The organism is Nocardiopsis sp. RV163 (genome assembly GCF_001029525.1).
In the GTDB taxonomy this organism is placed as follows: domain Bacteria; phylum Actinomycetota; class Actinomycetes; order Streptosporangiales; family Streptosporangiaceae; genus Nocardiopsis; species Nocardiopsis dassonvillei.
This window is the reverse complement of the sequence record NZ_LEKI01000074.1, coordinates 1-24,836: the sequence shown is the minus strand read 5'-3', so window position 1 is coordinate 24,836 and position 24,836 is coordinate 1. Positions and strand designations below refer to the sequence as shown.

The following is a 24,836-nucleotide window of genomic DNA, read 5'->3' as shown; positions in this document are numbered from 1 at the left end:
CCGCCGCCACCGACACCGCCGGGACGCGGACCGGAACCCGCGGGGGAGCCCCCGCGGGTTCCGGTCCGCGTCCCGGCGGTGTCGGTGGCGGCGGCGGTCGTCCCGGCGGCTTCGGCGGCCGTCCCGGCGGCCGCGGTCGCGGCGGCGGTACGGCCGGTGCGTTCGGACGCCCCGGCGGCCGTCCCGGACGTGCCCGCAAGTCCAAGAAGCAGCGGCGCCAGGAGTTCCACGACTTCCAGGCCCCGTCGTTCGGCGGCGTCAAGATCCCGAGCGGCAACAACCAGACCATCCGCCTGTCCCGCGGCGCCTCGCTGTCGGACTTCGGTGACAAGATCGACGTCAACCCGGCGTCGCTCGTCCAGGTGATGATGCACCTGGGTGAGATGGTCACCGCGACCCAGTCCCTTCCGGACGAGACCCTGATGCTGCTGGGCGAGGAGCTCAAGTACAGGATCGAGGTCGTCAGCCCGGAGGACGAGGACCGCGAGCTGCTGGAGTCCTTCTCCATCGAGTTCGGTGAGAACGAGGGCACCGCGGAGGACCTGCGTCCGCGTCCGCCGGTGGTCACCGTCATGGGTCACGTCGACCACGGTAAGACCCGACTGCTGGACACCATCCGCAAGACCAACGTCGTCAGCGGCGAGGCCGGCGGTATCACCCAGCACATCGGTGCCTACCAGGTCGCCACCGAGGTGGACGGCGAAGAGCGCAAGATCACCTTCATCGACACCCCGGGTCACGAGGCGTTCACCGCCATGCGTGCCCGCGGTGCGAAGGTCACCGACATCGCGGTGCTGGTCGTGGCGGCCGACGACGGCGTCAAGCCGCAGACGGCGGAGGCCATCGACCACGCCAAGGCGGCCGAGGTGCCGATCGTGGTCGCGGTCAACAAGATCGACGTCGAGGGCGCCGACCCGCAGCGGGTCCGCGCGCAGCTCACCGAGTACGGCCTGGTGGCCGAGGAGTACGGCGGCGACGTCCAGTTCGTGGACATCTCCGCGCTCAAGGGCGACAACCTCGACGCCCTGCTCGAGTCGATCGTGCTGACCTCCGACGCCGCGCTCGATCTCCAGGCCAACCCGGAGATGGACGCGCAGGGCCTGGCCATCGAGGCCTACCTGGACCGCGGTCGCGGTTCCATGGCCACGGTGCTCGTCCAGCGCGGCACGCTCAACGTCGGCGACTCGATCGTCTGCGGCGACGCCTTCGGCCGCGTCCGCGCCATGCTCGACGAGCACGGCCAGAACGTGCAGAGCGCCGAGCCGTCCCGTCCGGTGCAGGTGCTGGGTCTGACCAACGTTCCCAGCGCCGGTGACAACTTCCTGGTCGTCAAGGACGACCGGGTGGCGCGGCAGATCGCCCAGCAGCGCGAGGCGCGCGAGCGCTTCGCCCAGCAGGCGCGCTCGGCCCGCCGGGTCACCCTCGACAACTGGCAGAACGCCCTGAAGGAGGGCGAGCGCTCCGAGCTGCTCCTCCTCATCAAGGGCGACATGTCCGGTTCCGTCGAGGCGCTGGAGGAGTCCCTGCTCAAGATCGACGCCGGCGGCGACGAGGTGAGCATCCGGGTCATCGGGCGCGGTGTCGGTGCGATCACGCAGAACGACATCAACCTGGCGGCCTCCGCCGAGGCGATCATCGTCGGCTTCAACGTTCGGCCCGAGGGCAAGAACAGCGAGCTGGCCGACCGCATGGGCGTGGACATCCGGTACTACTCGGTGATCTACCAGGCGATCGACGAGGTCGAGGCCGCTGTCAAGGGTCTGCTCAAGCCGATCTACGAAGAGGTCCAGCTCGGCAGCGCGGAGATCCGCGAGGTCTTCAAGGTGCCGCGGATCGGCAACATCGCCGGTTCGATCGTCCGCAGCGGCCTGATCCGCCGCAACTCCAAGGCGCGGCTCATCCGCGACGGGGTCGTCATCTCCGAGAACCTCAACGTGGATTCCCTGCGCCGGTTCAAGGACGACGCGACCGAGGTCCGCGAGGGCTTCGAGTGCGGTATCGGCGTCGGCTACAACGACCTGCGTGTCGAGGACGTCATCGAGACGTACGAGATGCAGGAGAAGCCCCGCGACTGATCCTCGCGGAGCATGACCAGACGGGGCCCCGGCCGTGCGGCCGGGGCCCCGTGTTTCACGCCGCCGACAGCGGCCGACGACTCCACACACCACAGGTGATCACTTGTACGTTGGGGCGCTGACCCTGGACGTCCTTCTCGGTGACGTCCACTCGCTCAAACAGAAGCGTTCGCTGGTCCGACCCGTCGTCTCCGAACTGCGCCGCAAGTTCTCCGTCTCGGTCTCCGAGGCGGGCGACCAGGACCTGTACCGCCGGGCCAAGATCGGCGTCGCCGTGGTCGCGCCGACGGCGGCGCACGCCCGGGAGCTGATGGACTCCTGCGAGGGCTTCGTCGCGGGCCGCCCCGAACTGGAGCTGCTCTCCGCCAGGCAGCGGCTCTTCAACGAAGAGGAAGACTGACGATGGTTGACGCCGCACGCGCGCGCAAGATCGCCGACCGCATCCAGCGCATCGTCGCCGAGATGCTGGACCGGCGCATCAAGGACCCGCGCCTGGGATTCGTCACCGTGACCGACGCGCGCATCACCGCCGACCTGCGGGACGCCACGGTGTACTACACGGTGTTCGGCACCCCGGACGAGAAGGCCGCCTCCGCCGCCGCCCTGGAGAGCGCCAAGGGCGTGATCCGCAGCGAGGTGGGACGCCAGACCGGTATCCGGCACACGCCGAGCCTGGCCTTCGTCGTCGACGAGGTGCAGGAGAACGCCCAGCACATCGAGGAACTGCTGCTCAGGGCCCGCCAGTCGGACGCGGAGCTGGCCGCGAGGGCCAGCGGCGCCGAGCCCGCGGGCGAGGCCGACCCCTACCGGGCGCCCCGCGAGGACGAGCGTGACGAGGACGAGTAACACCCCCGGCGGCGGCGCGGACCGCGCCGCCGCCCTTCACCACGAGGGAGCACCATGGCCGAGAGCGGCGTCGTGGTCGTCGACAAGCCCGCCGACTGGACCTCGCACGACGTGGTCGCCAAAACGCGCGGGCTCGCGCGCACCCGCAGGGTCGGCCACGCGGGCACCCTGGACCCGATGGCCACCGGGGTCCTGGTGCTGGGCATCGACAAGGGCACCAAGCTCCTGGGCCACCTGACCCTGACGGAGAAGGTCTACGAGGCGACGATCCGGCTCGGCCTGACGACCAACACCGACGACGCGGAGGGCGAGCCCCTCGTGCGCACGGACGCCTCCGGGGTCGGCGAGGAGGCCGTGCGAGCCGCCGTCGGCAGGCTCACGGGTCGGATCGAACAGGTTCCGCCGCAGGTCAGCGCGATCAAGGTGGACGGCAAGCGTGCCTACAAGTCGGCGCGTGAGGGCAAGGAGGTGGCCCTCAAGGCCCGCACGGTCACCGTCTCGGAGTTCACGGTCACCGACGTGCGCCGTGTCTCCGAATCCGACGGGGGGTTCGTGGACGTGGACGCCGCCGTCACCTGCTCCAGCGGCACCTACATCCGTTCGCTTGCCCGTGACCTGGGCGCCGACCTGGGCGTGGGCGGGCACCTGACGGCGCTGCGGCGCACCAGGGTGGGACCCTACGACCTGTCCCGTGCGCGCACGCTGGACGAGCTGGCCGAGGAGTTCACACAGGTCCCGCTGGCCGAGGCCGTGGCCGCGGCCTTCCCGGCGCGCGCCCTGAGCGAGGACGAGGAGCGGCGGATCCGGCACGGCAACCGGATCGGCCCGGACGGGTCCGGAAGCGGCCCGGTCGGCCTCTTCGCCCCGGACGGCCGCGTCGTCGCCCTGGGGGAGAACCGCCGCGACCACATGAAGCCCGTGGTGGTCTTCGAACCCGCCTGACCCCGCCCGGTCAGGCGGTCCCCAGGAACCGGGCGAGGGCCGAGGTCAGCTCGCCGGGGCGCTCCACGGACGGCAGGTGGCCGGTGTCGGGCATCTCCAGCAGCCGCGCCCCGGGCACGCCCCCGGCGTACAGGTCCGCGACCCCCCGCACCTGGGCGATTTCCGACAGCCCCTTCACCACCAGCGTCGGCACGGCGATCTCGCCGAGACGGTCGTTGGCGGGCCGCTCCGGCCAGCGGGTGGCGGCGACCGGCCCGGACCACTCGCGGGCGAACATCTCGCGCAGCATGAGCAGTACCAGGTCCCAGGCCTCCGTCGGCAGGTCCTCGGGCACCCGCCCGGGGCCCAGCACCATGAACCGGGCCTGGGCCTCGGCCATCGCCGCCACGTCCCCGGGGTCGGGATCGGCGCGTCCCGCCCGGTACACCTCCAGGCGTTCGTGGGGGACGGCGCCCAGCACCATCTTGCGCGCCTCGCGCACGAAGACCTCCGGCCACTCGTGCCCGGACATCCCCGGACAGACCAGGGCCAGGGCCTCCACCCGCTCCGGGGCGGCCAGCGCCGCGTCCACGCAGTAGGCGCCCCCGAAGGACGCGCCGACCAGGGTCGCCCGGTCGATCTCCAGGGCGTCCATGAGGGCCAGCAGGTCCTCGTGGTGGTCGACGGGGCCCTCGTGGTCGGCGGAGCCGCCGCGGCCGCGCCAGTCGTAGCGGACCACCCGGTGGGTCTTGGCGAACTCGGTGAACTGGTGGTCCCACATGCGCCGGTCGGCCACACCGGCGTGCACGAAAACGATCGCGGGACCGGAACCGGCCTCGTCGTACGCCAGTCGGGTCGTACCCGTGTCGATCATCGCCATCGGTGCACGGTAACCGCCCCGCGCACGTGTGCCAACCCGGCTCCGCCGGGGGCGCAGCGGCCGGGCGCGCGCCCGGGCCTCAGCCGCGGCGGAGCCCCGCGTCCTCCAGTTCCTCCCTGACGACGCGGCTTCCCGGAACCGCCGCAGGAAGAGGGCGAGCTGGCGTGAGTGATGTACAACCCGCGAGGCGATTGGCTGGAATCCACGCCATGACGATGCTTCCGCTGGCTGAGGCCAGAAACAACCTGTCCAAGATCGTCGACGAGGTGGAGAGAACGCACGGCGCCGTCACCATCACCCGCAACGGCAGGCCCAGTGCCGTGGTGATCTCCGTGGACGACTACGAGTCGACGACGGAGACCTTCGCCCTTCTGGACAGTCCGGAGGAGCAGGCGAGTCTGGCCCGGGCCAAGGAGGAGTGCGAACGCGCAGACGTGGTAACCGGTGACGAGATGGCCGAGCCCATGCGAGAACGGGCGCGCCGGGAGACGGGAACGTGAGCGACCAGTACGAAATCGTCCTGACCCGTACCGCGCGCCGTGCCCTGTTCGAGACTTTGTCCGACAAGGCGGCCGCGGCGGCATGGGAGCTGATCCGGGGAGACCTCGGGGAGAACCCTCGCAAAGTGGGGAAACGACTCAATCCCCCCTACGGTCAGGACTGGGTCGCCCGCCGTGCCACTTACAGAATCCGATTCGGCGTAGACGACGACGAGAACGTCATCGTCGTCTGCGACATTCGGGGGCGGGCCGACGCCTACCGCTGCTCCGGCGGGCGCTGACCTTCGGGATCCGCCGGAGCGGCGGCTCGGCGTGTGCTGGGCCACACGACCCTCGTGTCAGTGGGGGGCCCGCGGACGTGGCACCCTTGGTTCGTGCGGGTTCCGGGCGCGCTGGGCGCCACGGGCTCCGCGCGGACCACGAGCAGCGACGAGCAGGGGAGCCGGACGTGCGGCGATGGGACGGGCTGGAGGGCGTTCCCTCCGGGTGGGGACGCTCGGTGGTGGCGGTCGGCGTGTTCGACGGGGTGCACCGTGGCCACCAGGCCATCCTGGAGACCGCGGTCGGGCACGGGCGCGGACTCGGCCTCCCCGTCACCGTGGTGACCTTCGACCCCCACCCGCAGACGGTGCTGCGCGGCACCACCCCGCCTGTGCTCACCCCCCTGGAGCGGCGGGTGGAGCTGCTGACTGAGTACGGCGCCGACGCCGTGTGCGTCCTGCCCTTCACCAAGGACCTGTCCTCCCTGACCCCGGAGGAGTTCGTCCAGCGCGTCCTGGTCGACCGCCTGCACGCCGCGGCCGTGGTCGTGGGCGAGGACTTCCGCTTCGGCCACCGCGCCGCGGGCGACGTCGCCGCGCTGGGCGCGCTGGGCGCCGAGTACGGCTTCACCGCCGACGGGGTCGCCCTGGTCGCGGACGGCGACACCATCACCTCCACGCGCGTGCGCGGGCTGCTCGCCGAGGGCGACGTGGCCGGGGCCGCCGAGCTGCTGGGCCGCCCGCACCGGGTCGGGGGCGAGGTCGTGCATGGTGCCGCCCGCGGCCGCGAGCTGCTGGGCTTCCCCACCGCCAACATGGACCTGCTCCCCGACACCGCCGTCCCCGGCGACGGCGTCTACGCGGGCTGGCTCGACCGCGCCGTCGAGGTCCCAGGGGAGGAGTCGCGCTGGCCGGCCGCCATCTCCGTGGGCACCAACCCCACGTTCGACGGCGCCGAGCGCACCGTGGAGGCCTACGCCCTGGACCGCGAGGACCTGGACCTGTACGGGCTGCGCATGACGGTGGACTTCACTGTGCGCATCCGAGGTCAGGTGCGCTTCGAAAACATCGACGACCTCATCGCGCGTATGCGTGTGGACGTGGACCTGTGCCGCGACCTCCTGAGCGCTGAGTAGGCGGCCGCGGCCCGCCACCCCGTGGTCTGCGGTAGGGTGGTCGCTGTCCACGTGTGCCCACGGCCGGCCGCCTCCGCGCGTACCGTTTCCGGGGGAGCGCGGCGCACCCACGCCGTCGGCGGCGGGCCGCGCGCACCACACGCGACGGTGACTGTTCGTACGCGCGGTCACCGCGTCTGTTCCCGGTCGCTTACCGGGTTCCACACCGCGTACCGACTTTCCAGTGAAGGAGCGACGTGTCGATCGACACCGCCACCAAAGAGAAGATCATCGCCGAGTACGCCACCGGCGAGGGTGACACCGGTTCCCCCGAGGTCCAGGTCGCGCTGCTCACGCACCGCATCACCGAGCTGACCGAGCACCTCAAGGGCCACAAGCACGACCACCACAGCCGCCGCGGTCTGCTGCTGATGGTCGGTCGCCGCCGCCGTCTGCTCAAGTACGTCGCCAAGCAGGACATCACCCGCTACCGCTCGCTCATCGAGCGCCTGGGTCTGCGCCGCTAGGTTGTCGGCGGGAGTGGCTTCGGCCGCTCCCGCTTTGTTAGTAAGGTGTGACGCGACGGTGGTCGAACACCGCCGTCCACCCCAATTCCACAGTGAGAACCACCCGCTCCCCACCCCGGCGCAGAGTCGGGGCCGGTCCTCGGTAGTGGTCCCCGGACATTCCCTCAGGGCTTGCCGTGGGCTTCGATCGATGACCGGCCGTCATCAACTCCGGGGCACGGACGCGGGAAACGAATCACCAGCGCCGGCACGCCTTCCGTGTCCGGCGCCACGAACGCGAACACGTGTAGTAGGAGGTCGCCCATGGAGGGCGTGTACTCGGCCGAAGCCGTCATCGACAACGGCTCCTTCGGCACCCGTACCATCCGCTTCGAGACCGGCCGCCTGGCCCGCCAGGCCGCCGGGTCGGCCACGGTGTACCTGGACGACGAGACCGTCGTCCTGTCCGCCACCACCGCCTCGAAGCGCCCCAAGGACAACCTCGACTTCTTCCCCCTGACGGTGGACGTCGAGGAACGCATGTACGCCGCGGGCCGCATCCCCGGCTCCTTCTTCCGGCGTGAGGGCCGTCCCTCCGAGGACGCCATCCTCACCTGCCGCCTGATCGACCGGCCGCTGCGCCCGTCGTTCAGGAAGGGCCTGCGCAACGAGATCCAGATCGTCGAGACGATCCTGGCCCTGCACCCCGAGCACCTGTACGACGTCGTCGCCATCAACGCGGCCTCGATGTCCACCCAGATCGCCGGGCTGCCTTTCTCCGGCCCGATCGGCGGCGTGCGCGTCGCCCTCATCGACGGCCAGTGGGTGGGCTTCCCGACCCACGCCGAGCTGGAGAACGCCACCTTCGACATGGTGGTCGCCGGCCGCGTCCTGGCCGACGGCGACGTCGCCATCATGATGGTGGAGGCCGAGTCCACGGTCCGCACCCTCAAGCTGGTCGCCGAGGGGGCCGTCGGCCCCAACGAGCAGACCGTCGCCGAGGGCCTGGAGGCCGCCAAGCCCTTCATCAAGGTCCTGTGCAAGGCCCAGCAGGCCGTCGCCGACCAGACCAGCCGCGAGCAGGGCGAGTTCCCGATCTTCCTCGACTACGAGGACGACGCGTACGCCGCCGTCGAGGGAGCCGTCCGCGAGGAGCTGTCCAAGGCGCTGACCATCGCGGACAAGCAGGACCGCGAGGCCGAGCTGGACCGGGTCAAGGCCTCGGCCGCCGAGAAGCTCGCCGAGGACTTCGAGGGCCGCGAGAAGGAGATCGGCGCAGCCTTCCGCTCCCTGAGCAAGCAGCTCATGCGCGAGCGCGTGCTGCGCGACGGGATCCGTATCGACGGCCGCGGCCCCAAGGACATCCGCCAGTTGAGCGCCGAGGTCGGCATCCTGCCGCGGGTGCACGGCTCGGCGCTCTTCGAGCGAGGCGAGACCCAGATCATGGGTGTCACCACGCTCAACATGCTGCGCATGGAGCAGACGGTTGACACGCTCAACCCGGACAAGACCAAGCGCTACATGCACAACTACAACTTCCCGCCCTACTCCACCGGTGAGACCGGCAGGGTGGGCTCGCCCAAGCGGCGCGAGATCGGGCACGGCGCCCTCGCCGAGCGCGCCCTGCTCCCGGTCCTGCCCGCCCGCGAGGAGTTCCCCTACGCCATCCGTCAGGTGTCGGAGGCACTGGGCTCCAACGGCTCCACCTCGATGGGCTCGGTCTGCGCCTCCACCATGTCCCTGATGGCGGCCGGCGTGCCCCTCAAGGAGATGGTGTCGGGCATCGCCATGGGCCTGATCAGCGAGGGCGACGAGTTCGTCACCCTCACCGACATCCTGGGCGCCGAGGACGCGTTCGGCGACATGGACTTCAAGGTCGCCGGTACCCGTGAGCTCATCACGGCCCTGCAGTTGGACACCAAGCTCGACGGCATCCCCGCCGAGCAGCTGGCGCTCGCGCTCCAGCAGGCCCGCGGCGCGCGCCTGGCCATCCTCGACGTCATGCAGGAGGCCATCGAGCGTCCGGCCGAGATGAGCCCGAACGCTCCGCGCATCCTCACCGTCAAGGTCCCGGTGGAGAAGATCGGCGAGGTCATCGGCCCCAAGGGCAAGATGATCAACTCGATCCAGGACGACACCGGCGCCGAGATCACCATCGAGGACGACGGCACGATCTACATCGGCGCCACCGACGGCCCCTCGGCCGAGGCCGCGCGGGACACGATCAACCAGATCGCGAACCCGACGATGCCCGAGGTCGGCGACCGCTACCTGGGCACCGTCGTCAAGACGACCACGTTCGGCGCGTTCGTGTCGCTGCTGCCCGGCAAGGACGGCCTGCTGCACATCTCGCAGATCCGCAAGCTGCACGGCGGCAAGCGGATCGAGAACCTCGACGACGTGATCAGTATCGGCGAGAAGATCCAGGTCGAGATCCGCGAGATCGACGACCGCGGCAAGCTGTCGCTGGTCCCGGTCGAGGTGGTGGAGGCCGAGTCTGCCCAGGCCGCCCCCGCCGCCGAGGACGAGGGCTCCCCGGCCGAGGAGGAGGACGGCGACAAGAACGGCGGGGAGGCCCCGCGCCGTCGCCGCCGCCGCAGCTCGGGCGGGCGTTCGGAGAACACCTGATCCTGACTGACGCCGGGGCGGTCGCACCTTGGGTGCGGCCGCCCCGGCGCGTATCCTCGGCCGGAACCGCCGGGTGGACCGGCCACCGACGTCCCGACGAAGAAGAAGGATCCATGAGTTCTGTCCCCATCGCCGCCGAGCAGGACCCGGACACGACCGTGACGCTGCTGGAGCCGGACGGCGGTACCGGACTGGTGCGCCGCACGGTGCTGCCGGGCGGCCTGCGCGTGGTCACCGAGGCCGTGCCGGGTGTGCGCTCCGCCGCGTTCGGGATCTCGGCGACTACGGGCTCCCGTGACGAGGACTCCGCGCACGCGGGCTCGGCGCACTTCCTGGAGCACTTGCTGTTCAAGGGGACCAAGGAGCGCTCGGCGCTGGAGATCTCCGCGCTGCTGGACGGTGTGGGCGCCGACCACAACGCGTACACCACCAAGGAGCACACCTGCTACTACGCGAAGGTGCTCGACCGCGACCTGCCGCTGGCCGTCGACGTCATCGGTGACATGGTGGCGAACTCGGTGCTCGACGAGGGCGAGGTGGAGACCGAGCGGGGCGTGATCCTGGAGGAGATCGCCATGTACGAGGACGAGCCCGCCGACCTGGTGGACGACGTCTTCGCCGCGCACTTCTTCGGCGACTCGCCGCTGGGCCGACCGATCCTGGGCACTGCCGACACCATCGAGGCGCTCTCCCGCGACCGCATCGCCGAGCAGTACCGCGACGCCTACGTGCCCGGCGAGTTGATCGTGACCGCCGCGGGCAGCCTGGACCACGACCTGGTGGTGGAGCGGGTCCGGGCTCTGTTCGCCGGGCACTCGGCCGCCGCCGGGGACGCCCGACCCGCGCGCCCCCGCATCGGCGGCTCGCCGGTCGCCACCTACGGCGGCACGGTCGTGCAGTCGCGCGAGACCGAGCAGGCGCACATCATCCTGGGGTCGGAGGGGCTCTGCCGCACCGACCCGCGGTGGTACGCGCTGCGGCTGCTCAGCGCCGCCCTGGGCGGGGGGATGTCCTCGCGCCTGTTCCAGGAGGTGCGCGAGAAGCGGGGTCTGGCCTACGCGGTGCACGCCTACAACGCCGACTACGCCGACACCGGCAGCTTCCAGATCTACGCGGGCTGCCTGCCGGAGAAGGCCGACGAGGTCATCGCGGTGTGCCGCGAGGAGCTGGCGAAGGTGGCCGCCTCGGGCATCACCGAGGAGGAACTGACCCGCGCCAAGGGCCAGATCCAGGGCTCGCTGGTGTTGGGCAGCGAGGGCACCAACGCGCGGATGGGGCGGCTGCTCTCGCACGAGCTGAACCGGCCCGGACACCACTCGATCGACGAGAGCCTGGCGCTGTTCGACGCGGTCACCGGCGCGGAGGTGGCCGAGGTGGCCGCCGACCTGCTGTCGAGGCCGCGCGCGCTGGCCGTGATCGGCCCCTACGCGGCCGACCGGGTCTTCTGACCGGCTGGCAGGGAACGGCGCCGCCGAGACGTACACGGCCCCGGGCCGCTCCGCGCACGCGGAGCGGCCCGGGGCCGTCGCGTTCCGCCCTCAGGCGGTGAGCCCGCGCACCAGGTCCCCGCGGGCCCGGGCGACCCGCGAACGGATCGTGCCCACGGGCACGTCGGCCAGCCGGGCGGCCTCGGCGTAGGACAGGCCCTCCACCTGGGTGAGTACGAACGCCTGCCGCCGTTCGGCCGTGAGGCCGTCCAGCAGGCACAGCAGGGCCACGTGCTCGTCGAACCGGACGGTCGGGCCGGGCAGCAGGTCCCAGTCGGCGGGGTGTACGCAGTCGGGGCGGGCCGCGTCGCGGCGGTAGCGGTCGGCGACCGTGTTGCGGGCGATGGCCAGCAGCCAGGTCCTCGCGGGGGCGCGCCCGGCGAAGCGCGGCAGGCCGCGCAGGGCACGCAGGTAGGTCTCCTGGCTCAGCTCCTCGACGCGGTCGGGGTGGACCCTGCGGGCGATGTAGCGGGCGACGTCGGGACGGGTGCGCCGGACGAACGCGTCGAGCGCGGCGGCCGAGCCCTCGCGGGCGGCGAGCGCCAGCCGGTCGAGTTCTCCGTCCCGTTCGCGTCCGCGTTCCTCCGCTTGCCGGGACTCCTGCGAACGGGCGGGTTCGTCCGCTTCGGGGTACCTCGGCGGGTCGGTGCGGTGGTCGCGCCGCGGACGGCGGATCGGGCGGTCGGGGCGGGAACGGCGCGCCCGAGCCGGGCGCTGCTCCTGGAAGACGGTGTCTGCGGGCATCGGTGCTCCGGGTTCCGGCGTGCACCAGCGGCCCGTCGGCCGGTGGCCTCGGGCGGTGGTGCGCGCGGTGACGGGAGCGTGCGCGGCCGGTCCCCGACGGGGGACCGGTCCCGGGCACGCGGGGACCGGACACGCCTCCGGACGCACGCGCGGAGGCGCGGCGGGGCGGAGGACGCGGCGTGAAGGCGCTGACCCGGACACCCGTGTCCGCCCGGACGGAGCCGGGACCGCGCGGCCTTTCCTCGGGGGGACGCGGCGCGGTGCGAGGACGGCTCGGAACCGTCCCCCGCGCAGCGCGCTCGTCGGGGCGCAAGGCGCACTGGTGGCGCGGGTGCGGGCAGGGGCCGGGTCAGCGGCCCGGCGCGTGTTCGCGGACGCCGGCCGCCGCGCGGCGGCCGAGGGCGCGGTCGAACACGGCCTACGCCGCGGGCGGCCCCCGTAGGACCAGGCTGTGCCGTAGGTAGGGTGCTGCCGGGGCGGGCGTACCGGGCTCGGGGAGCGGGGCCGAGGGCACCCGCTCAGGCACCAGCCGCGGGACCGTGAGCGCCAGGACGGGCAGCAGCGCGGCGGCGGCCAGGCGCAGGTAGGCGAAGAGCGCCGCCTCGCCCTGGCGCAGCCACCAGGCGCACACGGCGCCCGCCACGAGGTGGGCGACGAGCATCCGGGCGCCGCCCGAGGCGGCCTCGACGGCGGCGGGATCGGCCGCGTGGGCGCCGTGGGCGCCCGCCGCCTGGGCCGTGGAGAAGACCAGGTGCAGGGCCAGTTGGCCCCACGCCATCCATCCGGCTATCGCGCCGAGTCCGCGCTCGCGGCCGGTCGCGGCCCACGCGAAGGCGTAGACCAGGGCGGCGCCGACGAGCAGCCCGCCCAAGGGGACGGCGTGCTCGGAGGACAGCGCGTGGCCGCCTACGGACACGGCGGAGCACACCGAGGCGAACACCCCGGCGCGGGCCGCGCGCAGGGGTGTCCGCTCCGTCATGGGTTCATCGTCGCACTTGTCCCCGGCCCCCGCCCAGGGGGGTGGGCCGAGCGGTCGTCCGCGCCGAAGCGCCCCCGTACGGCCCCGGAGACCGGACGCGGCCTCCGGGGCCGGGGCCTCCCGCCCCGTCCGCCTGCTCGGCGGTCCCTCCGCAGGGCCCCGCGTCCCGGGGCCCGGGGCGCCTCACCCCTCCAGCAGGGTCTGCCCCACGTACCCTCCCTCCGCGCAGCCCGGCGGGACGGCGAACACGGCCGAGCCCACGGCGGTCACCCACTCGTTGAGCAGGTCCAGCTCGTCCAGGCTCCGCTGGATGGGCACGAACTGGCGCAGCGGGTCGGCCTGGAAGGAGGCGAACAGCAGCCCCGCCTCCTCACCGCCCGAGCCGCGCTCGTCGTAGTTGTAGGCGCGTCGGAAGATCCGCTGGTCCGGGTCGTCGGTGCGGGCCCGTCTGATGTGCGCGAAGTCCGCGATGACGGTCAGCCCGGAGGCGTCCGTGGCCTCCAGGTCCGCCTCGTCGTGCTCCTCGGCACCGGTCAGCGGCGCGCCGTTGTCCAGGCGGCGGCCGATGACCGCCTCCCGGGCGGGCCGGTCCAGCTCGTCCCAGGTGTCCAGGTGGGTGGCGATGCGGCGCAGCACCAGGCTCGTGCCCCCCTTGAGCCACTGCGGCGGGTTCCCGCCCCAGACCAGCCGGTCGAAGTCCCCGGTTCCCGGCGCCGGGTTGACCGTCCCGTCCACCTGCCCCATCAGGTTGCGCATGCTGGTGCCCTCGGGCTGGAAGCCGTGGGCCCGGCGGAACCCGCTCTGCGTCCACCGCGCCCGGGCGAAGGCCCGCGCGTCCTTGAGCATCATCCGCACCGCGTGGGAGACGGTCACGGGGTCGTCCGCGCACACCTGGAGCAGCAGGTCCGCCTCGCCCCAGGCCGGGTCGAGCCGGTCGTGCCCGAACTCGGGCAGGGGTCCGAGCCAGTCCGGCACCGCGTCGGGGTCCACCCGCTCCACCAGACCCCGCCCGAACCCGAACGTGGTGGTGAGCCGGGCCGGGACCAGGGCGAGTTCGGGCTCGGTGTCGGCCAGGGCGGGCTCGCCCCGGGACAGGCGGGCCGCGTCGTCGCTGAGCAGCCGCAGGAGCCGGCCGACCGCGTCCGCGTCCGTCCCCGGTTCCAGGTCCAGCGCGACGAAGGTGCCGTGCGTCTGGGGCGGGGTCTCCACGCCCGCCTGCCGTACGCCGTGGAACGGCACGGTCAGCGTGCCGTTGAGCGGGGGCGCCTGGGGGGCCGCGGCGGGTTCCGCGGCCCACCGGTGGGCGAGCGCGCCCCCGGCGGCCCCGGCACCGGCCGCCGCGCCGCCCAGGAGCAGTCCTCTGCGGCTGAGCCGGGACTCGCCGCCCATCAGTGGTCCCCGTGCCCTTCGTCCCCGTGGGCCTCGCCGCCCCCGTCCTCTGCCCCGGAGCCGTGCTCCCCGTCGCCGTGCCCCTCGCCGTGGCCGCCCTCGTACTCCTCGTTGGCCCCGGCGTAGTCCTTGATCGGGGCGGTGAACTCGGTGGTGGAGCCGTCGGAGAACTCCACGGTGACGATCGCCTCGGCTCCCGGTCGGAGGTCCTCGGCCAGCTCCATGAGCATGATGTGGTCGCCGCCGGGCTCCAAAGCGGCGCTGCCCCCGGCGGGGATCGAGAACCCGCCCTCCTTCTCGCGCATGGTGGCGTCGGTCCCCTCGGAGACGACTTCGTGCAGTTCGACCAGCCCGGCCGCGTCGTAGTCGGCCGAGACGACGGTGATCTCCTCGTCGGAGCCGTTGGCCAGCACGCCGAAGACGCCGGTCATCCCCTCCTCGGCGGTGACGGCCTTGATCCAGGGGTCGGTCACGGAGAAGGCGTCGGCGGCGGTCGCAGCGCTGTCGGCGGCCTCCTCCGCAGGGGCGGCGCCCTGCTCCTCCGCCCCGCCGCAGGCGGTGAGGGCGAGGCCGAGGCAGAGCAGTGAGGCGGCCCATGCGGTACGGCTGGTGTGGATGCGGTCCATGTTCCCTCCGGGGGTACGAGCCGCGTTCTCGCGGCCGTTCCCCCTACGGGTCGGATCGCGGGGCCGTCCGGTTCCCGGCGTCCGGGTGCCCTGCGCCACAAACGGTCGGCGCACGCCGACGGGGCGGGCCCGGCCGTGCCGGACCCGCCCCGTCGGGGATGGTTAGGACCTCTTCGGCGTCCGCTTGCGGACGGCGATGCGCTTGGGCCCGCGGGCGTTGGCGGCGCCGTGCACCACCACCTCCAGCAGCCCCTCGCCGTAGCTGGCCTCGATGTCCTCCTCGTCCACGGCCTCCGGGAGGCTGATCTCCCGGCGGAACGTGCCCATGAACCTCTCGGAGGAGTAGTAGATGACGTCGTCCCCGTCGCGTCGGCGTTCGCCGCTGATGGTGAGGATGCCGTTGTTCAGGCTCACGGCCACGTCCTGCTCCTGGACCCCGGGTGCCTCGCAGCGGACGATCAGGTCGTTGCCCCGGGCGAGGATGTCGGTGGGCGGGCTCCACGCGTCGGCGTGCCCGCGCTCGCGCTCACCGGCGTTGCCGGTCTCCATCGAGGACATGCTGTCGGAGATGCGGTTCATCTCGGTGATCATGTCCACCACACCGTGGAAGGGGTTCTGGAACTTCTTCGGCGCCACGGCGGCCTCCTTTCCTCGTGCTGACGGGAGCTAGTCGCGCGCCTGCTTCTCCGGGGAGCGGTCGGACCGGGGCCGGTCCTCGGCGCGCTGCTCCCTGGGGCCTCCGGGCCTGGGTTCCTCCGACAGCGCCTTCATCAGGCCCCAGACCATGAGTAGCAGGATGATAGCGAAGGGCAGCCCGGTGACCACCGACGCGGCCTGGAGCGCCGACAGCGCGTTCTCCCCGCCCAGTACCAGCAGGATCAGGGTGACCGCGCCCTCGCTGATCGCCCAGAAGGCTCGATGGGCCTTGACCGGCTTGAGGCTCCCGCCGCTGGCGAGCGTGTCCACCACCAGGGAGCCGGAGTCGGAGGAGGTGATGAAGAAGACCGCCACCACGATGATCAGCAGCACGGAGATGATGCCGCCGATGAGCGGTCCCCCGGGCAGCAGTTCCAGGAGGCGGAAGGACCGGTCCTCCTCGCTCAGCGCGCTCAGTCCGGCGTCCCCGAACAGCTCGTAGTACAGGCCGGAGCCGCCGAACACCCCGAACCACAGGATGGAAACGGCGACGGGGGCGAAGAGCGCTCCGATGACGAACTCGCGGATGGTGCGGCCGTAGGAGATCCGGGCCAGGAAGATGCCCACGAACGGGGCCCAGGAGATCCACCAGCCCCAGTAGAAGATGGGCCACGCGGTGGTCCAGGCCGCCGCCGTCTCGTCGACGAGCGGGCTCGGGAAGGCCAGGCTCCACTCGACGATGTTGCCCAGGTACTCGCCCGCGCCCGTGGTCATGATGCTGGCGATCCACAGCTTGGGGCCGAGCGCGAAGACGACCACCAGCAGCAGGAAGGCCAGCCACAGGTTGATCATCGACAGTCGGCGGATGCCCTTGTCGATGCCCGAGAGCACGCTGAGCAGCGCGATCGCGGTGATGAAGATGATGATGAGCGACTGCACGGTGGAGTTCGAGGGGATGCCGAAGACGTGGTTGAGCCCGCCGTTGATCTGGAGGGTGCCCAGGCCCAGTGAGGTGGCCAGCCCGAAGATCGTGCCGAAGATGGCGAGGATGTCCACGACGTTCCCGGGCCAGCCGAAGGCCCTGTCGCCCAGGAGGGGGTAGAGGGCGGAGGCGGGGCGCAGGGGCAGGCCCTTGCGGAAGGCGAAGTAGCCCAGCGACAGGCCGAGCGCGATGTAGATGGCCCAGGGGTGGAAGCTCCAGTGGAAGTAGCTCAGGGCCAGGGCCTCGCCCGCCGCTTCGGGCGGGGGCGGTTCACCCTCGGGGGTGACGAACTCGGCCGAGCGCGGCGAGGTCAGGTGGTGGATGGGCTCCGACACTCCCCAGAACACCAGACCGATACCCATGCCGGTGGTGAACAGCATGGCGAACCAGGCCAGTGTCCCGAACTCGGGTCTTGAGTCGGCCGGGCCCAGCCGGATCTTCCCGAACCGGCTCAGCATGAGGAAGACCGCCATCACCAGGAAGAAGGTGGTGGACAGGACGTAGACCCAGCCCAGCTTCTCGCCGATCCAGTCGCGCGTGGCGGTGGCCGCGTTCAGCATCGGCTCGGTGGCCACGATGCCGACGATGACGAAGGTGAGGATCACGACCCCGGAAACCCCGAAGACCGTGGGGTTGGTGTGTTCTCGGATGTACTCGCGTAGGGATGAGATGCTGGCTCCTTCCCAGCCCCGGAGGGTCGCTGTCCCTGGTCGGGGGATGACGGGCCGGTGCTGGCACCGGCCCACGGACATGTCCCGTGGGATGGTAGACGCCAGAAGCCTTTTCGTGAAGCAACTGCACAATCGTGGAGTGTTGTCCTACGGACGGTGAAACATCCCTTGCGGTGCTATGGGCCCTGACCGGACACATGACCGCATATGTCCCCACTTATCGGGGTAAGGGAAGTCACCCCTTTCCGCTCGTCCCCTGCGGGTGCCGTGCTCACGGCCGCGACCACCGCCTCTTCGGACTCACGGCTCCGTCTTGGCGGACAGCCGGTCCAGAGCCGTGCCGATCCGGTCCAGCCAGTCCGTGATCGTGGCCAGCTCCTCCAGCGAGTAGTCGGTGTGCGCGGCCGTCATCGCCTCGCGCATACCGGGCGCGGTGGCGGGGCCCAGCCGCGCGGCGTCATCGGTCAGCCGGACGGCGACCTTGCGCCGGTCCTCGGGGTGGCGGGTGCGCTCGGCCAGGCCGTGCGCCTCCAGGCGGTCGATCACCCCGGTCACCGAACCGGTGGACAGGCACAGGCTGTCGGCGATCTCGCCCGGCGTCATGGAACCGCCCACGCGCAGCAGCGTGTAGCACTGGAAGTCTGTCGGGTTCATCCCCGAGTGCTCCGCCATCCGGTGCAGCATGCGGATGAGCCGTACGGCGAGTCGCTGCCCGTCGGTCTGCAACGCGTCGTAGAGTTCGGCCCGCGACCTGACCTCGGGATCCGCGGTTCCGGACCCTTCGAAGCCGGTGGGAGAGGATGCGGCCGACGCGGTGTCCATGGTTCCTCTCTCGCGTTCGTGGCCGGTGGCTCCGGCCGTTCCTGGAATTCTAAGCGCCACCGGGACGCACGAACCCTCCCAGGGAGGCGCACCCCTCCACCGGAGAAGGGTTTGACCCTCGCAGAGGGGGAAGTAGTTCGGTTGCCAAGATTCATGGAAACCGAGTTGCATTGTCCGGATGCTACCCGGGGAGGACACCGTCAATCCCATCTTGAACACCCACAGGCACCCGCGCCCGCCGGAGGCCGGAGTCGCCGACGAGCGCTCCGCCCTGGAGGGAGCGCTCAAGGAGTACCTGGAGCGCAGGCTCCGCGACTCGGAGGACCTCGACGGAGAGTTCGGCCGGGACCTGGCCGGCACGACCGTCCGCTTCACCCTGGACGGCGGCAAGCGTATGCGGCCCCTGCTCGCCTGGTGGGGTTGGCTCGCGGGCGGAGGCACCCCCTCGGGGGAGACGGCCCGCGCCGCCCGCCAGGCCTGCGCCGCGGTCGAACTCGTCCAGACCTGCGCGCTCGTCCACGACGACGTCATGGACGGCTCGCCGACCCGCCGGGGCCGCCCCTCGGTGCACGCCGCGCACGCCCTCCAACACGAGCGGGACGGCCACGTAGGCGACTCCCGCCGGTACGGGGAGGCGCTGGCCGTCCTCGTGGGTGACCTGGCACTGGTCTGGGCCGACGACATGCTCAACGAGGCACTGCCGGGCGTGCCCGAGCCGGGCCGGGCCCGGGCCGTGTGGCGTGACCTGCGCACCGAGATCATGGCCGGGCAGTTCCTCGACGTGCGCGCCCAGGCGCGCCGGGAGCGCTCGGAGGAGGCCGCCCTGCGCGTGGACCTCCTCAAGACGGCCTCCTACAGCGTCGAACGCCCCCTGCACTTGGGCGCGGCGATGGCCGGGGCCGACCCGGCGGCGGTGGGGGCCCTGCGCGGCTACGGCAGGGACGTGGGCATCGCCTTCCAGCTCAGGGACGACCTGCTCGGCGTCTACGGGGACAGTTCCCGGACCGGCAAGCCCGTGGGCGAGGACATCCGCGAGGGCAAGTGCACGCTGCTTCTCGTGACCGGCACCCGCCTGGCCCGCGAGCGCGGGGACGACGCCGCGCTGCGGCTGCTCGACCGGATCGGCCTGCCCGGCGAGGAAGTGGACCCCGCGGAGGCGGCCGACGCGCTGGACCGCCTCGGCGCGCGCGACCTGGTCGGAGCCAGGTGCCGTGAGCTCGCCGAACAGGGCCGGACGCGCCTGGACGGGCTCGACGCGCCCGCCCACGTCCTGGAGGGACTGGGAAGCCTGGCCTCCCGGATCGCCCGTGACCGTGTGTGACACGCCGGGCGGGGAAGGTATCCGTAACACCGAAGAGGAGCACCACCTTGCCTGAGCAGACCCCCGAGCCGTCGGCCCCGCCCCCCTCCGGCCCGGTGCCCCGCGGACGCGGGCCCGTGGTCGTCGTGGGCGCGGGCCTGTCCGGCCTGGCCTGCGCCCTGCACCTGCTGGGTGCGGGGCGCGAGGTCGTCGTGGTCGAGCGCGAGGCGCACCCGGGCGGGCGCGCGGGCCGGCTCGACCTGGACGGCTACCGGATCGACACCGGCCCCACGGTGCTCACCATGCCCGAACTCCTCGACGAGGCACTGGGCGCGGTCGGGGAGACCGTGGCCGACCGGCTGGACCTGGTGCCCCTCAGCCCCGCCTACCGCGCCTCCTTCGCCGACGGTTCGGTGATCGACGTGCACACCGAGCGCGAGGCGATGGCCGCCGAGGTAGCCCGGGTCGCCGGGCAGCGCGAGGCCGACGGCTACCTGCGGCTGCGCGACTGGCTCACCCGGCTGTACCGGGTGGAGATGCGCTCGTTCATCGACGCCCGGTTCCGGTCCCCGCTGGACCTGGTCCGACCCGACCTCTTCCGGCTCGCCGCGATGGGCGGCTTCGGCAGGCTGGCCCCGGCCGTGGGCCGCCACGTGCGCGACGAGCGGCTGCGCCGGATCTTCTCCTTCCAGTCGCTGTACGCGGGGGTGGCGCCGGAGAGCGCCCTGGCCGCCTACGCCGTCATCGCCTACATGGACACCGTCGCCGGGGTGTACTTCCCCCGGGGAGGCATGCGCGCACTGGGCGAAGCCCTCGCGGGCGCGATCACCAAGGCCGGAGGATCCGTCCGCTACGGCCAGGAGGTCGAGCGCCTGGAACGCGCGGGCGACCGCGTCAGCGCCGTCGTCACCGCGGACGGCGAGCGTCTGGCCTGCGACCAGGTGGTGCTCACCGCGGACCTGCCCGCCGCGCACCGGCTGCTCGGCCACAGGCCCCGGCGCCCCGTGGCCGCGCGCTACTCGCCCTCGGCGGTCGTGCTGCACCTGGGCACCGACCGCACCTGGGAGCGGCTGGGCCACCACACCATCTCCTTCGGCGCCGCGTGGAAGCGCACCTTCACCGAGATCATCCGCGAGGGCCGCACCATGAGCGATCCCTCCCTGCTGGTCACCCAGCCCACCCTCACCGACCCGTCGCTGGCCCCGGAGGGGCGCCACCTGCTGTACGTGCTCGCCCCGGCACCCAACCTGGCGGCGGGCCGCATCGACTGGGACCGCGAGGGTCCGCGCTACCGGGACCGCCTGGTAGGGGTCCTGGAGGACCGCGGGCTGGAAGGGCTGGACGCCTCCGTGCGGGCAGAGCACCTGGTCACCCCGGCGGACTGGGCGCGGCAGGGGCTCGCGCACGGCACGCCGTTCTCGCTGTCGCACACCTTCGCCCAGACGGGGCCGTTCCGTCCGCGCAACACGGTCCCCGGCACCTCCAACGCCGTCCTGGCCGGGTGCGGGACCACACCGGGGGTCGGCGTGCCGACCGTGCTGATCTCCGGGAAGCTCGCCGCGGCCGAGGTGGTCCGCAGAACCGGAGGAGGCCGATGAACACGGGAGCCGCCGAACTCGACGCGGCCGGGATCACCGACGGGCCGCTGCGGGAGGCCTACCTCAGGTGCCGGGCCCTGCACGCCCACCACGGGCGCACCTACTACACGGCCACGCGGGTGCTGCCGCCCGAGCACCGGCCCGGGGTGCACGCCCTGTACGGCTTCGCGCGGTGGGTGGACGACATCGTCGACGAGCCCTCGCCGGGCGCCACGGTCGCAGACCAGACCGCCCGCCTGGACGTCGTCGACGCAGACCTGGCCCGAGTCCTGGACGGCGAACCCGCCCGGGACCCCGAGGCGGCGCCGGTGCTCTCCGCCCTGGCGCACACGGTCCACCGTTACGAGCTGCCGCACGCCTACTTCACCTCGTTCATGGCCTCCATGCGCATGGACCTGACGGTGGCCGGCTACCGCGACCTGGAGCACCTGCGCGAGTACATGTACGGCTCGGCCGCGGTGATCGGCCTCCAGGTGCTGCCGGTCCTGGGGACGGTGGCGCCGCGCGAGGAGGCGGCCCCGCACGCCGCCGCGCTGGGCGAGGCCTTCCAACTGACCAACTTCCTGCGGGACGTGGCCGAGGACCTGCGGCGCGGCCGCGTCTACCTGCCGGAGGAGGCGCTGGCCGCGCACGGTGTGGACCGCGAGCTGCTGGAGCAGTGCGCGCGTACCCGGGAGCAGCACCCGCGCGTGCGGGAGGCCCTCGCCGACCTGGTGGAGGTCAACCAGGGCTTCTACCGGCGGGCCGAACCGGGCATCGCGATGCTCTCCCCCGTGGCGCGCCCGTGTGTCGCGACCGCCTTCCGGCTCTACCGCGCGATCCTGGACGAGGTGCGTGCGGCCGACTACGACGTGTGGAGCGTCCGGCACCGCGTCTCGGACATCCGCAAGGCGGCCGCCGCCGTACCCGCCCTCGCGCGGTCGCTGATCGCGCGCTCCCTGCACGGCCGGGTGCCGCGCCCGCGGACCGGCTGAGGACGCGCGGTCCGCCCCCGACCCCTCGAACGACGCACCTGGAGGACCCCGTGACACTGCCCGACCCGCGACCGCGGCGGCTTCCCCTGCGCCGCATGCCCGCCACCACGTGGAGGAAGCAGGAGCCGACCTGGCGGGAGGGTTCGCCCTCCGTCATCGGGTCGGCGCTCAAGCGCGCGCTCGCCCGGCCCTCGGGGAACTGGTTCGTGCTGGCCGCGAGCACCGAGGTCCGCGCGGACCGGCCGTTCGGACGCGTCGTGGCCGGAACCGAGCTGGTGGCCTGGCGCACCCCGGACGGGACCGCGCACGCGGGGCCGGGCGCCTGCCCGCACCTGGGCGCGCCGCTGTGCCGGGGCGCGGTGGACTCCGGGCGCCTGGTGTGCCGGTGGCACGGGTTGTCGCTGGACGGCGGCGGCTTCCCCGGGTGGGACCCCTACCCGGTGCACGACGACGGCATCCTGGTGTGGGTGCGCCTGGACCGGGAGGGCGGTGAGGAACCCCTGGACGAGCCTGTGGTCCCCGAGCGCCCCGCGCTGCCCGGGAGCCTGGTGGCGGTGGAGAGCATGGCGGGGCGGTGCGAACCCGAGGACGTGGTGGCCAACCGGCTCGACCCCTGGCACGGCTCCTGGTTCCACCCCTACTCGTTCGTGGGGCTGAAGGTGACCGAGGTGCCCAAGGGAGCCGACCCCGACCCGGACCGCATGGTGGTGGACGTGGGGTTCCGGGTGGCGGGCCGGTGGGGCGTGCCGGTGCGCGCTGAGTTCCGCTGCCCGGACCCCCGCACGGTGGTCATGCGCATCATCGAGGGCGAGGGCCTGGGCAGCGTGGTGGAGACGCACGCCACCCCGCTGGGCGTGGACGACAGGGGCGTGCCGCGCACGGCGATCATCGAGGCTACCGTGGCCAGTTCGGAGCGGATCGGCTTCCTGCTGGCGCGCAAGCTGGCTGGTCCGATCGTGCGCCCCGTGATGCGGATGGCCGCCCGGCGCCTGTGGAAGGACGACCTGGACTACGCGGAGCGCCGGTACCTGCTCAGAAGCACCGGCCGCTGGCCCGGCTGAGCCGCCGGTCCGGCTGGGGTCTGCTCTCTGGACCGGGCCCGGCGTTGGGCGGTGGTGGCGCTGGTCCGGAAGCGTGCGGCGGCCCGGCGCGGCGGCCACTGGTCCTCCACGACGCAGCGGGCCGGGGCCGGGCGTCCAGCGGGCGTGAGTGCGGCGTTGGCGTGGGTGGTGTGGGGCCGAGGGCCTTCCGGCCCGGTGGTGGATGTCGCAATCCACACCGTTACCGGAGGCCCTCTTCGTCTGTGTCGGGCGGGGCCGGTGTTACCGACCTCAGTGGTCGGCGCACCTAGGACGTCCTCGACCACCGGGCGAGCCCCCGCAGCGGCGCCGACCGGCCCCGCCGGGGCACGGTCCACACCGTGTGCCCCGGCCGCCCCCACCGCGACAGCAGGGCGTTGGCCGCGAGCAGACCGCTGGTGGCGGCGCGTTCCATGAGGGCCACTGGCAGGTCTGTGCGCACGTGGTCGCCCGCCACCGTCACGAACGGGTCGGGCGTGGTCACCCCGCACCGGTCCCGGTGGCCGCCGGGCGCGAAAAGCGGGCAGTCCGCGCGCAGTTCGTGCCGGGCGTCCACGGCGCGTGCCCGGCGCAGCTCCGGGTAGACGGCCCCGGCCTGCTCCCAGAGCCGGTGCCGCTCGTGCTCGGGGTCGCACCCCTCATCCAGTGCGTAGGCGTGCAGCTCCACCACCGACCCGCCGGTGCGCCGGGTCCACTCGTAGGCCTCGTCCTCGTACCGCTCCAGCACGCTGATGTTGTCCAGGGTGGGGTAGCCCGCCGTGCCCAGGAAGGCGGGCCGGTGCGGGCGCACCGGCCGGTCCAGCCAGTAGCGCGACACCAGGAACGGGGGAGCCGTGCGCACCCGGGCCATCCGGCCGCGCCAGTCCGGTCCCCCCAGCCCCGGTGAGGACGCCACCAGGTCCCGGGTTCCGGCCGGGTCAGCGGCCAGCACCACGGCGTCCGCGCCCTCCTCGAGGACCTCGCCATCGGCCGTGCGTCCGCGCACCGTGAAGCGGCTCCGCTGTTCCCGGTGCTCCGGCTCCCCGTCCTGCCGTGCCCGGCTCACCTCCTCGACCTGCACGCCGGTCCACAGCCGTACCCCGCGCTTGGCCAGGTAGCGCTCCAGGGGGTCCCACAGCGCCTGCGGGAACGGCGAGCCCGGCACGTCGAACACCAGACCCTCGGACGAGCCGAGGAAGTACACGTGGAACATCAGCGCGAGTTCGGCGGCCGACAGCACGCCGGGATCGGAGAAGAAACTGCGGGTGAACACCTCGAAGGCCAGGTGCCTGGCAGTGGGCGGGAAGCGCACCGCCTCCAGCAGGTCGCGTGCGCTGAGGTGGTCGAGCCGCTCGTACACGCCGGGCACGTCCACGTCGAACAGTTGCAGGGCCGCGGGCAGGTTGACCCGCGCCATGCCGCGCGCCGGGAAGCTGGGGCTGGTCGCCGCCAGGACGGCCGCGTTCCACGGCGGGGTCGCGGGCAGCCCGGAGAAGCGGTCGCGCGGCCCGTCCCGGTGCACGAGCGGGTAGTCCGTGAGCGGCACCAGCGCGCCGAGCCCGGGGTCGCCGCGGCGCAGCAGGGCGCGCAGGTTGTAGTACTGACGGAAGAACGCGTGGAACCCGCGGGTCATGGTCGCGGGCGAACCGTCGGAGAGCGTCGTTGCCCAGCCGCGCAGTCGCCCCCCGAGCGAGGGTTCGCGCTCCAGCACCGTCACGTCCACGTCCCGCTCGGCCAGTGCGCAGGCCGCCGCCAGCCCGGCTATGCCGCCGCCGACCACGACGGCGCGGGGCCTCCCGGCGGCCGCGGGGCCGGTCGGCGGGAGGCCCCGCGCCGTCG

At 72.7% G+C, this 24,836-nt stretch carries 23 protein-coding genes; 14 read left to right on the top strand and 9 right to left on the bottom strand.

Annotated elements, in window-relative coordinates:
- From infB to truB, 4 genes are all read left to right on the top strand, one after another.
- Positions 1-2,075, top strand: a 2,075-nt coding sequence (gene infB, locus ABD54_RS14680) for a translation initiation factor IF-2 (RefSeq protein ID WP_047870041.1), incomplete at its 5' end; no start/stop codon positions are given.
- Positions 2,076-2,178: 103 nt separating this feature from the next.
- Complete coding sequence (locus ABD54_RS14675) at positions 2,179-2,475, top strand: DUF503 domain-containing protein (protein ID WP_047870040.1); 297 nt, start codon at positions 2,179-2,181, stop codon at positions 2,473-2,475.
- A gap of 2 nt (positions 2,476-2,477) precedes the next feature.
- Positions 2,478-2,921, top strand: a complete 444-nt coding sequence (gene rbfA / locus ABD54_RS14670; RefSeq protein WP_047870039.1) for a 30S ribosome-binding factor RbfA — start codon at positions 2,478-2,480, stop codon at positions 2,919-2,921.
- Positions 2,922-2,975: 54 nt separating this feature from the next.
- A complete protein-coding gene (gene truB / locus ABD54_RS14665) occupies positions 2,976-3,863 on the top strand; it encodes a tRNA pseudouridine(55) synthase TruB (RefSeq protein WP_047870038.1) in 888 nt (295 codons plus the stop codon).
- A gap of 10 nt (positions 3,864-3,873) precedes the next feature.
- Here truB and ABD54_RS14660 read toward each other — a convergent pair whose 3' ends face one another.
- Positions 3,874-4,722, bottom strand: a complete 849-nt coding sequence (locus tag ABD54_RS14660) for an alpha/beta fold hydrolase (RefSeq protein ID WP_047870037.1) — start codon at positions 4,720-4,722, stop codon at positions 3,874-3,876.
- Positions 4,723-4,931: 209 nt separating this feature from the next.
- Here ABD54_RS14660 and ABD54_RS14655 point away from each other — a divergent pair, with 209 nt between their 5' ends.
- From ABD54_RS14655 to ABD54_RS14630, 6 genes are all read left to right on the top strand, one after another.
- Positions 4,932-5,222: a type II toxin-antitoxin system Phd/YefM family antitoxin gene (locus ABD54_RS14655; RefSeq protein ID WP_047870036.1), complete on the top strand. Its 291-nt coding sequence runs from the start codon at positions 4,932-4,934 to the stop codon at positions 5,220-5,222.
- Entirely contained in the window at positions 5,219-5,503 is a 285-nt protein-coding gene (locus ABD54_RS14650; protein WP_047870035.1) for a type II toxin-antitoxin system RelE/ParE family toxin, read from the top strand. Before ABD54_RS14655 ends, ABD54_RS14650 begins: the two co-directional genes overlap by 4 nt.
- A 167-nt stretch (positions 5,504-5,670) precedes the next feature.
- Positions 5,671-6,618, top strand: a complete 948-nt coding sequence (locus ABD54_RS14645) for a bifunctional riboflavin kinase/FAD synthetase (RefSeq protein ID WP_047870034.1) — start codon at positions 5,671-5,673, stop codon at positions 6,616-6,618.
- A 236-nt stretch (positions 6,619-6,854) separates the two neighbouring features.
- The gene (rpsO, locus tag ABD54_RS14640) at positions 6,855-7,124 is read left to right on the top strand and encodes a 30S ribosomal protein S15 (RefSeq protein WP_047870033.1); all 270 of its coding nucleotides are present in this window, start codon (positions 6,855-6,857) and stop codon (positions 7,122-7,124) included.
- 303 nt (positions 7,125-7,427) lie between these two features.
- Entirely contained in the window at positions 7,428-9,731 is a 2,304-nt protein-coding gene (locus tag ABD54_RS14635) for a polyribonucleotide nucleotidyltransferase (protein ID WP_047870032.1), read from the top strand.
- 113 nt (positions 9,732-9,844) lie between these two features.
- Positions 9,845-11,179 carry a pitrilysin family protein gene (locus ABD54_RS14630; RefSeq protein ID WP_047870031.1) on the top strand — a complete coding sequence of 445 codons (1,335 nt, stop codon included), beginning with the start codon at positions 9,845-9,847 and terminating at the stop codon, positions 11,177-11,179.
- 90 nt (positions 11,180-11,269) lie between these two features.
- Here ABD54_RS14630 and ABD54_RS14625 read toward each other — a convergent pair whose 3' ends face one another.
- From ABD54_RS14625 to ABD54_RS14595, 7 genes are all read right to left on the bottom strand, one after another.
- Entirely contained in the window at positions 11,270-11,962 is a 693-nt protein-coding gene (locus ABD54_RS14625; protein WP_047870030.1) for a sigma-70 family RNA polymerase sigma factor, read from the bottom strand.
- A 418-nt stretch (positions 11,963-12,380) separates the two neighbouring features.
- Positions 12,381-12,941, bottom strand: a complete 561-nt coding sequence (locus ABD54_RS14620; RefSeq protein WP_047870029.1) for a hypothetical protein — start codon at positions 12,939-12,941, stop codon at positions 12,381-12,383.
- Positions 12,942-13,124: 183 nt separating this feature from the next.
- Positions 13,125-14,330 carry a Dyp-type peroxidase gene (locus ABD54_RS14615; protein WP_047870028.1) on the bottom strand — a complete coding sequence of 402 codons (1,206 nt, stop codon included), beginning with the start codon at positions 14,328-14,330 and terminating at the stop codon, positions 13,125-13,127.
- Positions 14,330-14,956, bottom strand: a complete 627-nt coding sequence (locus ABD54_RS14610; protein ID WP_047870027.1) for a copper chaperone PCu(A)C — start codon at positions 14,954-14,956, stop codon at positions 14,330-14,332. The genes ABD54_RS14615 and ABD54_RS14610 overlap by 1 nt, the downstream gene beginning before the upstream one ends.
- 162 nt (positions 14,957-15,118) lie before the next feature.
- The gene (locus ABD54_RS14605; protein ID WP_047870026.1) at positions 15,119-15,592 is read right to left on the bottom strand and encodes an Hsp20/alpha crystallin family protein; all 474 of its coding nucleotides are present in this window, start codon (positions 15,590-15,592) and stop codon (positions 15,119-15,121) included.
- Between the two features lie 30 nt (positions 15,593-15,622).
- On the bottom strand, positions 15,623-17,179 hold the full coding sequence (locus ABD54_RS14600; protein WP_047870025.1) for a BCCT family transporter: 1,557 nt from the start codon (positions 17,177-17,179) through the stop codon (positions 15,623-15,625).
- Between the two features lie 366 nt (positions 17,180-17,545).
- The gene (locus ABD54_RS14595) at positions 17,546-18,067 is read right to left on the bottom strand and encodes a MarR family winged helix-turn-helix transcriptional regulator (RefSeq protein WP_047870024.1); all 522 of its coding nucleotides are present in this window, start codon (positions 18,065-18,067) and stop codon (positions 17,546-17,548) included.
- A gap of 178 nt (positions 18,068-18,245) precedes the next feature.
- On the opposite strand from ABD54_RS14595, the gene ABD54_RS14590 reads away from it, so the two are divergent.
- From ABD54_RS14590 to ABD54_RS14575, 4 genes are all read left to right on the top strand, one after another.
- Complete coding sequence (locus ABD54_RS14590; protein ID WP_047870023.1) at positions 18,246-19,388, top strand: polyprenyl synthetase family protein; 1,143 nt, start codon at positions 18,246-18,248, stop codon at positions 19,386-19,388.
- Positions 19,389-19,504: 116 nt separating this feature from the next.
- A complete protein-coding gene (gene crtI / locus ABD54_RS14585) occupies positions 19,505-20,965 on the top strand; it encodes a phytoene desaturase family protein (RefSeq protein ID WP_047870022.1) in 1,461 nt (486 codons plus the stop codon).
- Positions 20,962-21,939, top strand: coding sequence for a phytoene/squalene synthase family protein (locus tag ABD54_RS14580; protein ID WP_047870021.1), 978 nt, complete (start codon positions 20,962-20,964; stop codon positions 21,937-21,939). The genes crtI and ABD54_RS14580 overlap by 4 nt, the downstream gene beginning before the upstream one ends.
- A gap of 50 nt (positions 21,940-21,989) precedes the next feature.
- On the top strand, positions 21,990-23,000 hold the full coding sequence (locus tag ABD54_RS14575) for a DUF5914 domain-containing protein (protein WP_047870020.1): 1,011 nt from the start codon (positions 21,990-21,992) through the stop codon (positions 22,998-23,000).
- 286 nt (positions 23,001-23,286) lie between these two features.
- On the opposite strand, the gene ABD54_RS14570 is transcribed toward ABD54_RS14575, so the two are convergent.
- A partial coding sequence (locus tag ABD54_RS14570) for an FAD-dependent oxidoreductase (protein WP_047870019.1) occupies positions 23,287-24,836 on the bottom strand: 1,550 nt, incomplete at its 5' end.

What these genes read in the sequence shown, in the direction of transcription:
- ABD54_RS14625 (WP_047870030.1), bottom strand. Translation starts at nt 11,962, where the DNA reads ATGCCCGCAGACACCGTCTTCCAGGAGCAGCGCCCGGCTCGGGCGCGC.
- ABD54_RS14580 (WP_047870021.1), top strand. Translation starts at nt 20,962, where the DNA reads ATGAACACGGGAGCCGCCGAACTCGACGCGGCCGGGATCACCGACGGG.
- rbfA (WP_047870039.1), top strand. Translation starts at nt 2,478, where the DNA reads ATGGTTGACGCCGCACGCGCGCGCAAGATCGCCGACCGCATCCAGCGC.
- truB (WP_047870038.1), top strand. Translation starts at nt 2,976, where the DNA reads ATGGCCGAGAGCGGCGTCGTGGTCGTCGACAAGCCCGCCGACTGGACC.
- ABD54_RS14615 (WP_047870028.1), bottom strand. Translation starts at nt 14,330, where the DNA reads ATGGGCGGCGAGTCCCGGCTCAGCCGCAGAGGACTGCTCCTGGGCGGC.
- ABD54_RS14590 (WP_047870023.1), top strand. Translation starts at nt 18,246, where the DNA reads ATGCTACCCGGGGAGGACACCGTCAATCCCATCTTGAACACCCACAGG.
- ABD54_RS14660 (WP_047870037.1), bottom strand. Translation starts at nt 4,722, where the DNA reads ATGGCGATGATCGACACGGGTACGACCCGACTGGCGTACGACGAGGCC.
- ABD54_RS14655 (WP_047870036.1), top strand. Translation starts at nt 4,932, where the DNA reads ATGACGATGCTTCCGCTGGCTGAGGCCAGAAACAACCTGTCCAAGATC.
- ABD54_RS14630 (WP_047870031.1), top strand. Translation starts at nt 9,845, where the DNA reads ATGAGTTCTGTCCCCATCGCCGCCGAGCAGGACCCGGACACGACCGTG.
- ABD54_RS14635 (WP_047870032.1), top strand. Translation starts at nt 7,428, where the DNA reads ATGGAGGGCGTGTACTCGGCCGAAGCCGTCATCGACAACGGCTCCTTC.
- ABD54_RS14620 (WP_047870029.1), bottom strand. Translation starts at nt 12,941, where the DNA reads ATGACGGAGCGGACACCCCTGCGCGCGGCCCGCGCCGGGGTGTTCGCC.
- ABD54_RS14595 (WP_047870024.1), bottom strand. Translation starts at nt 18,067, where the DNA reads ATGGACACCGCGTCGGCCGCATCCTCTCCCACCGGCTTCGAAGGGTCC.
- ABD54_RS14610 (WP_047870027.1), bottom strand. Translation starts at nt 14,956, where the DNA reads ATGGACCGCATCCACACCAGCCGTACCGCATGGGCCGCCTCACTGCTC.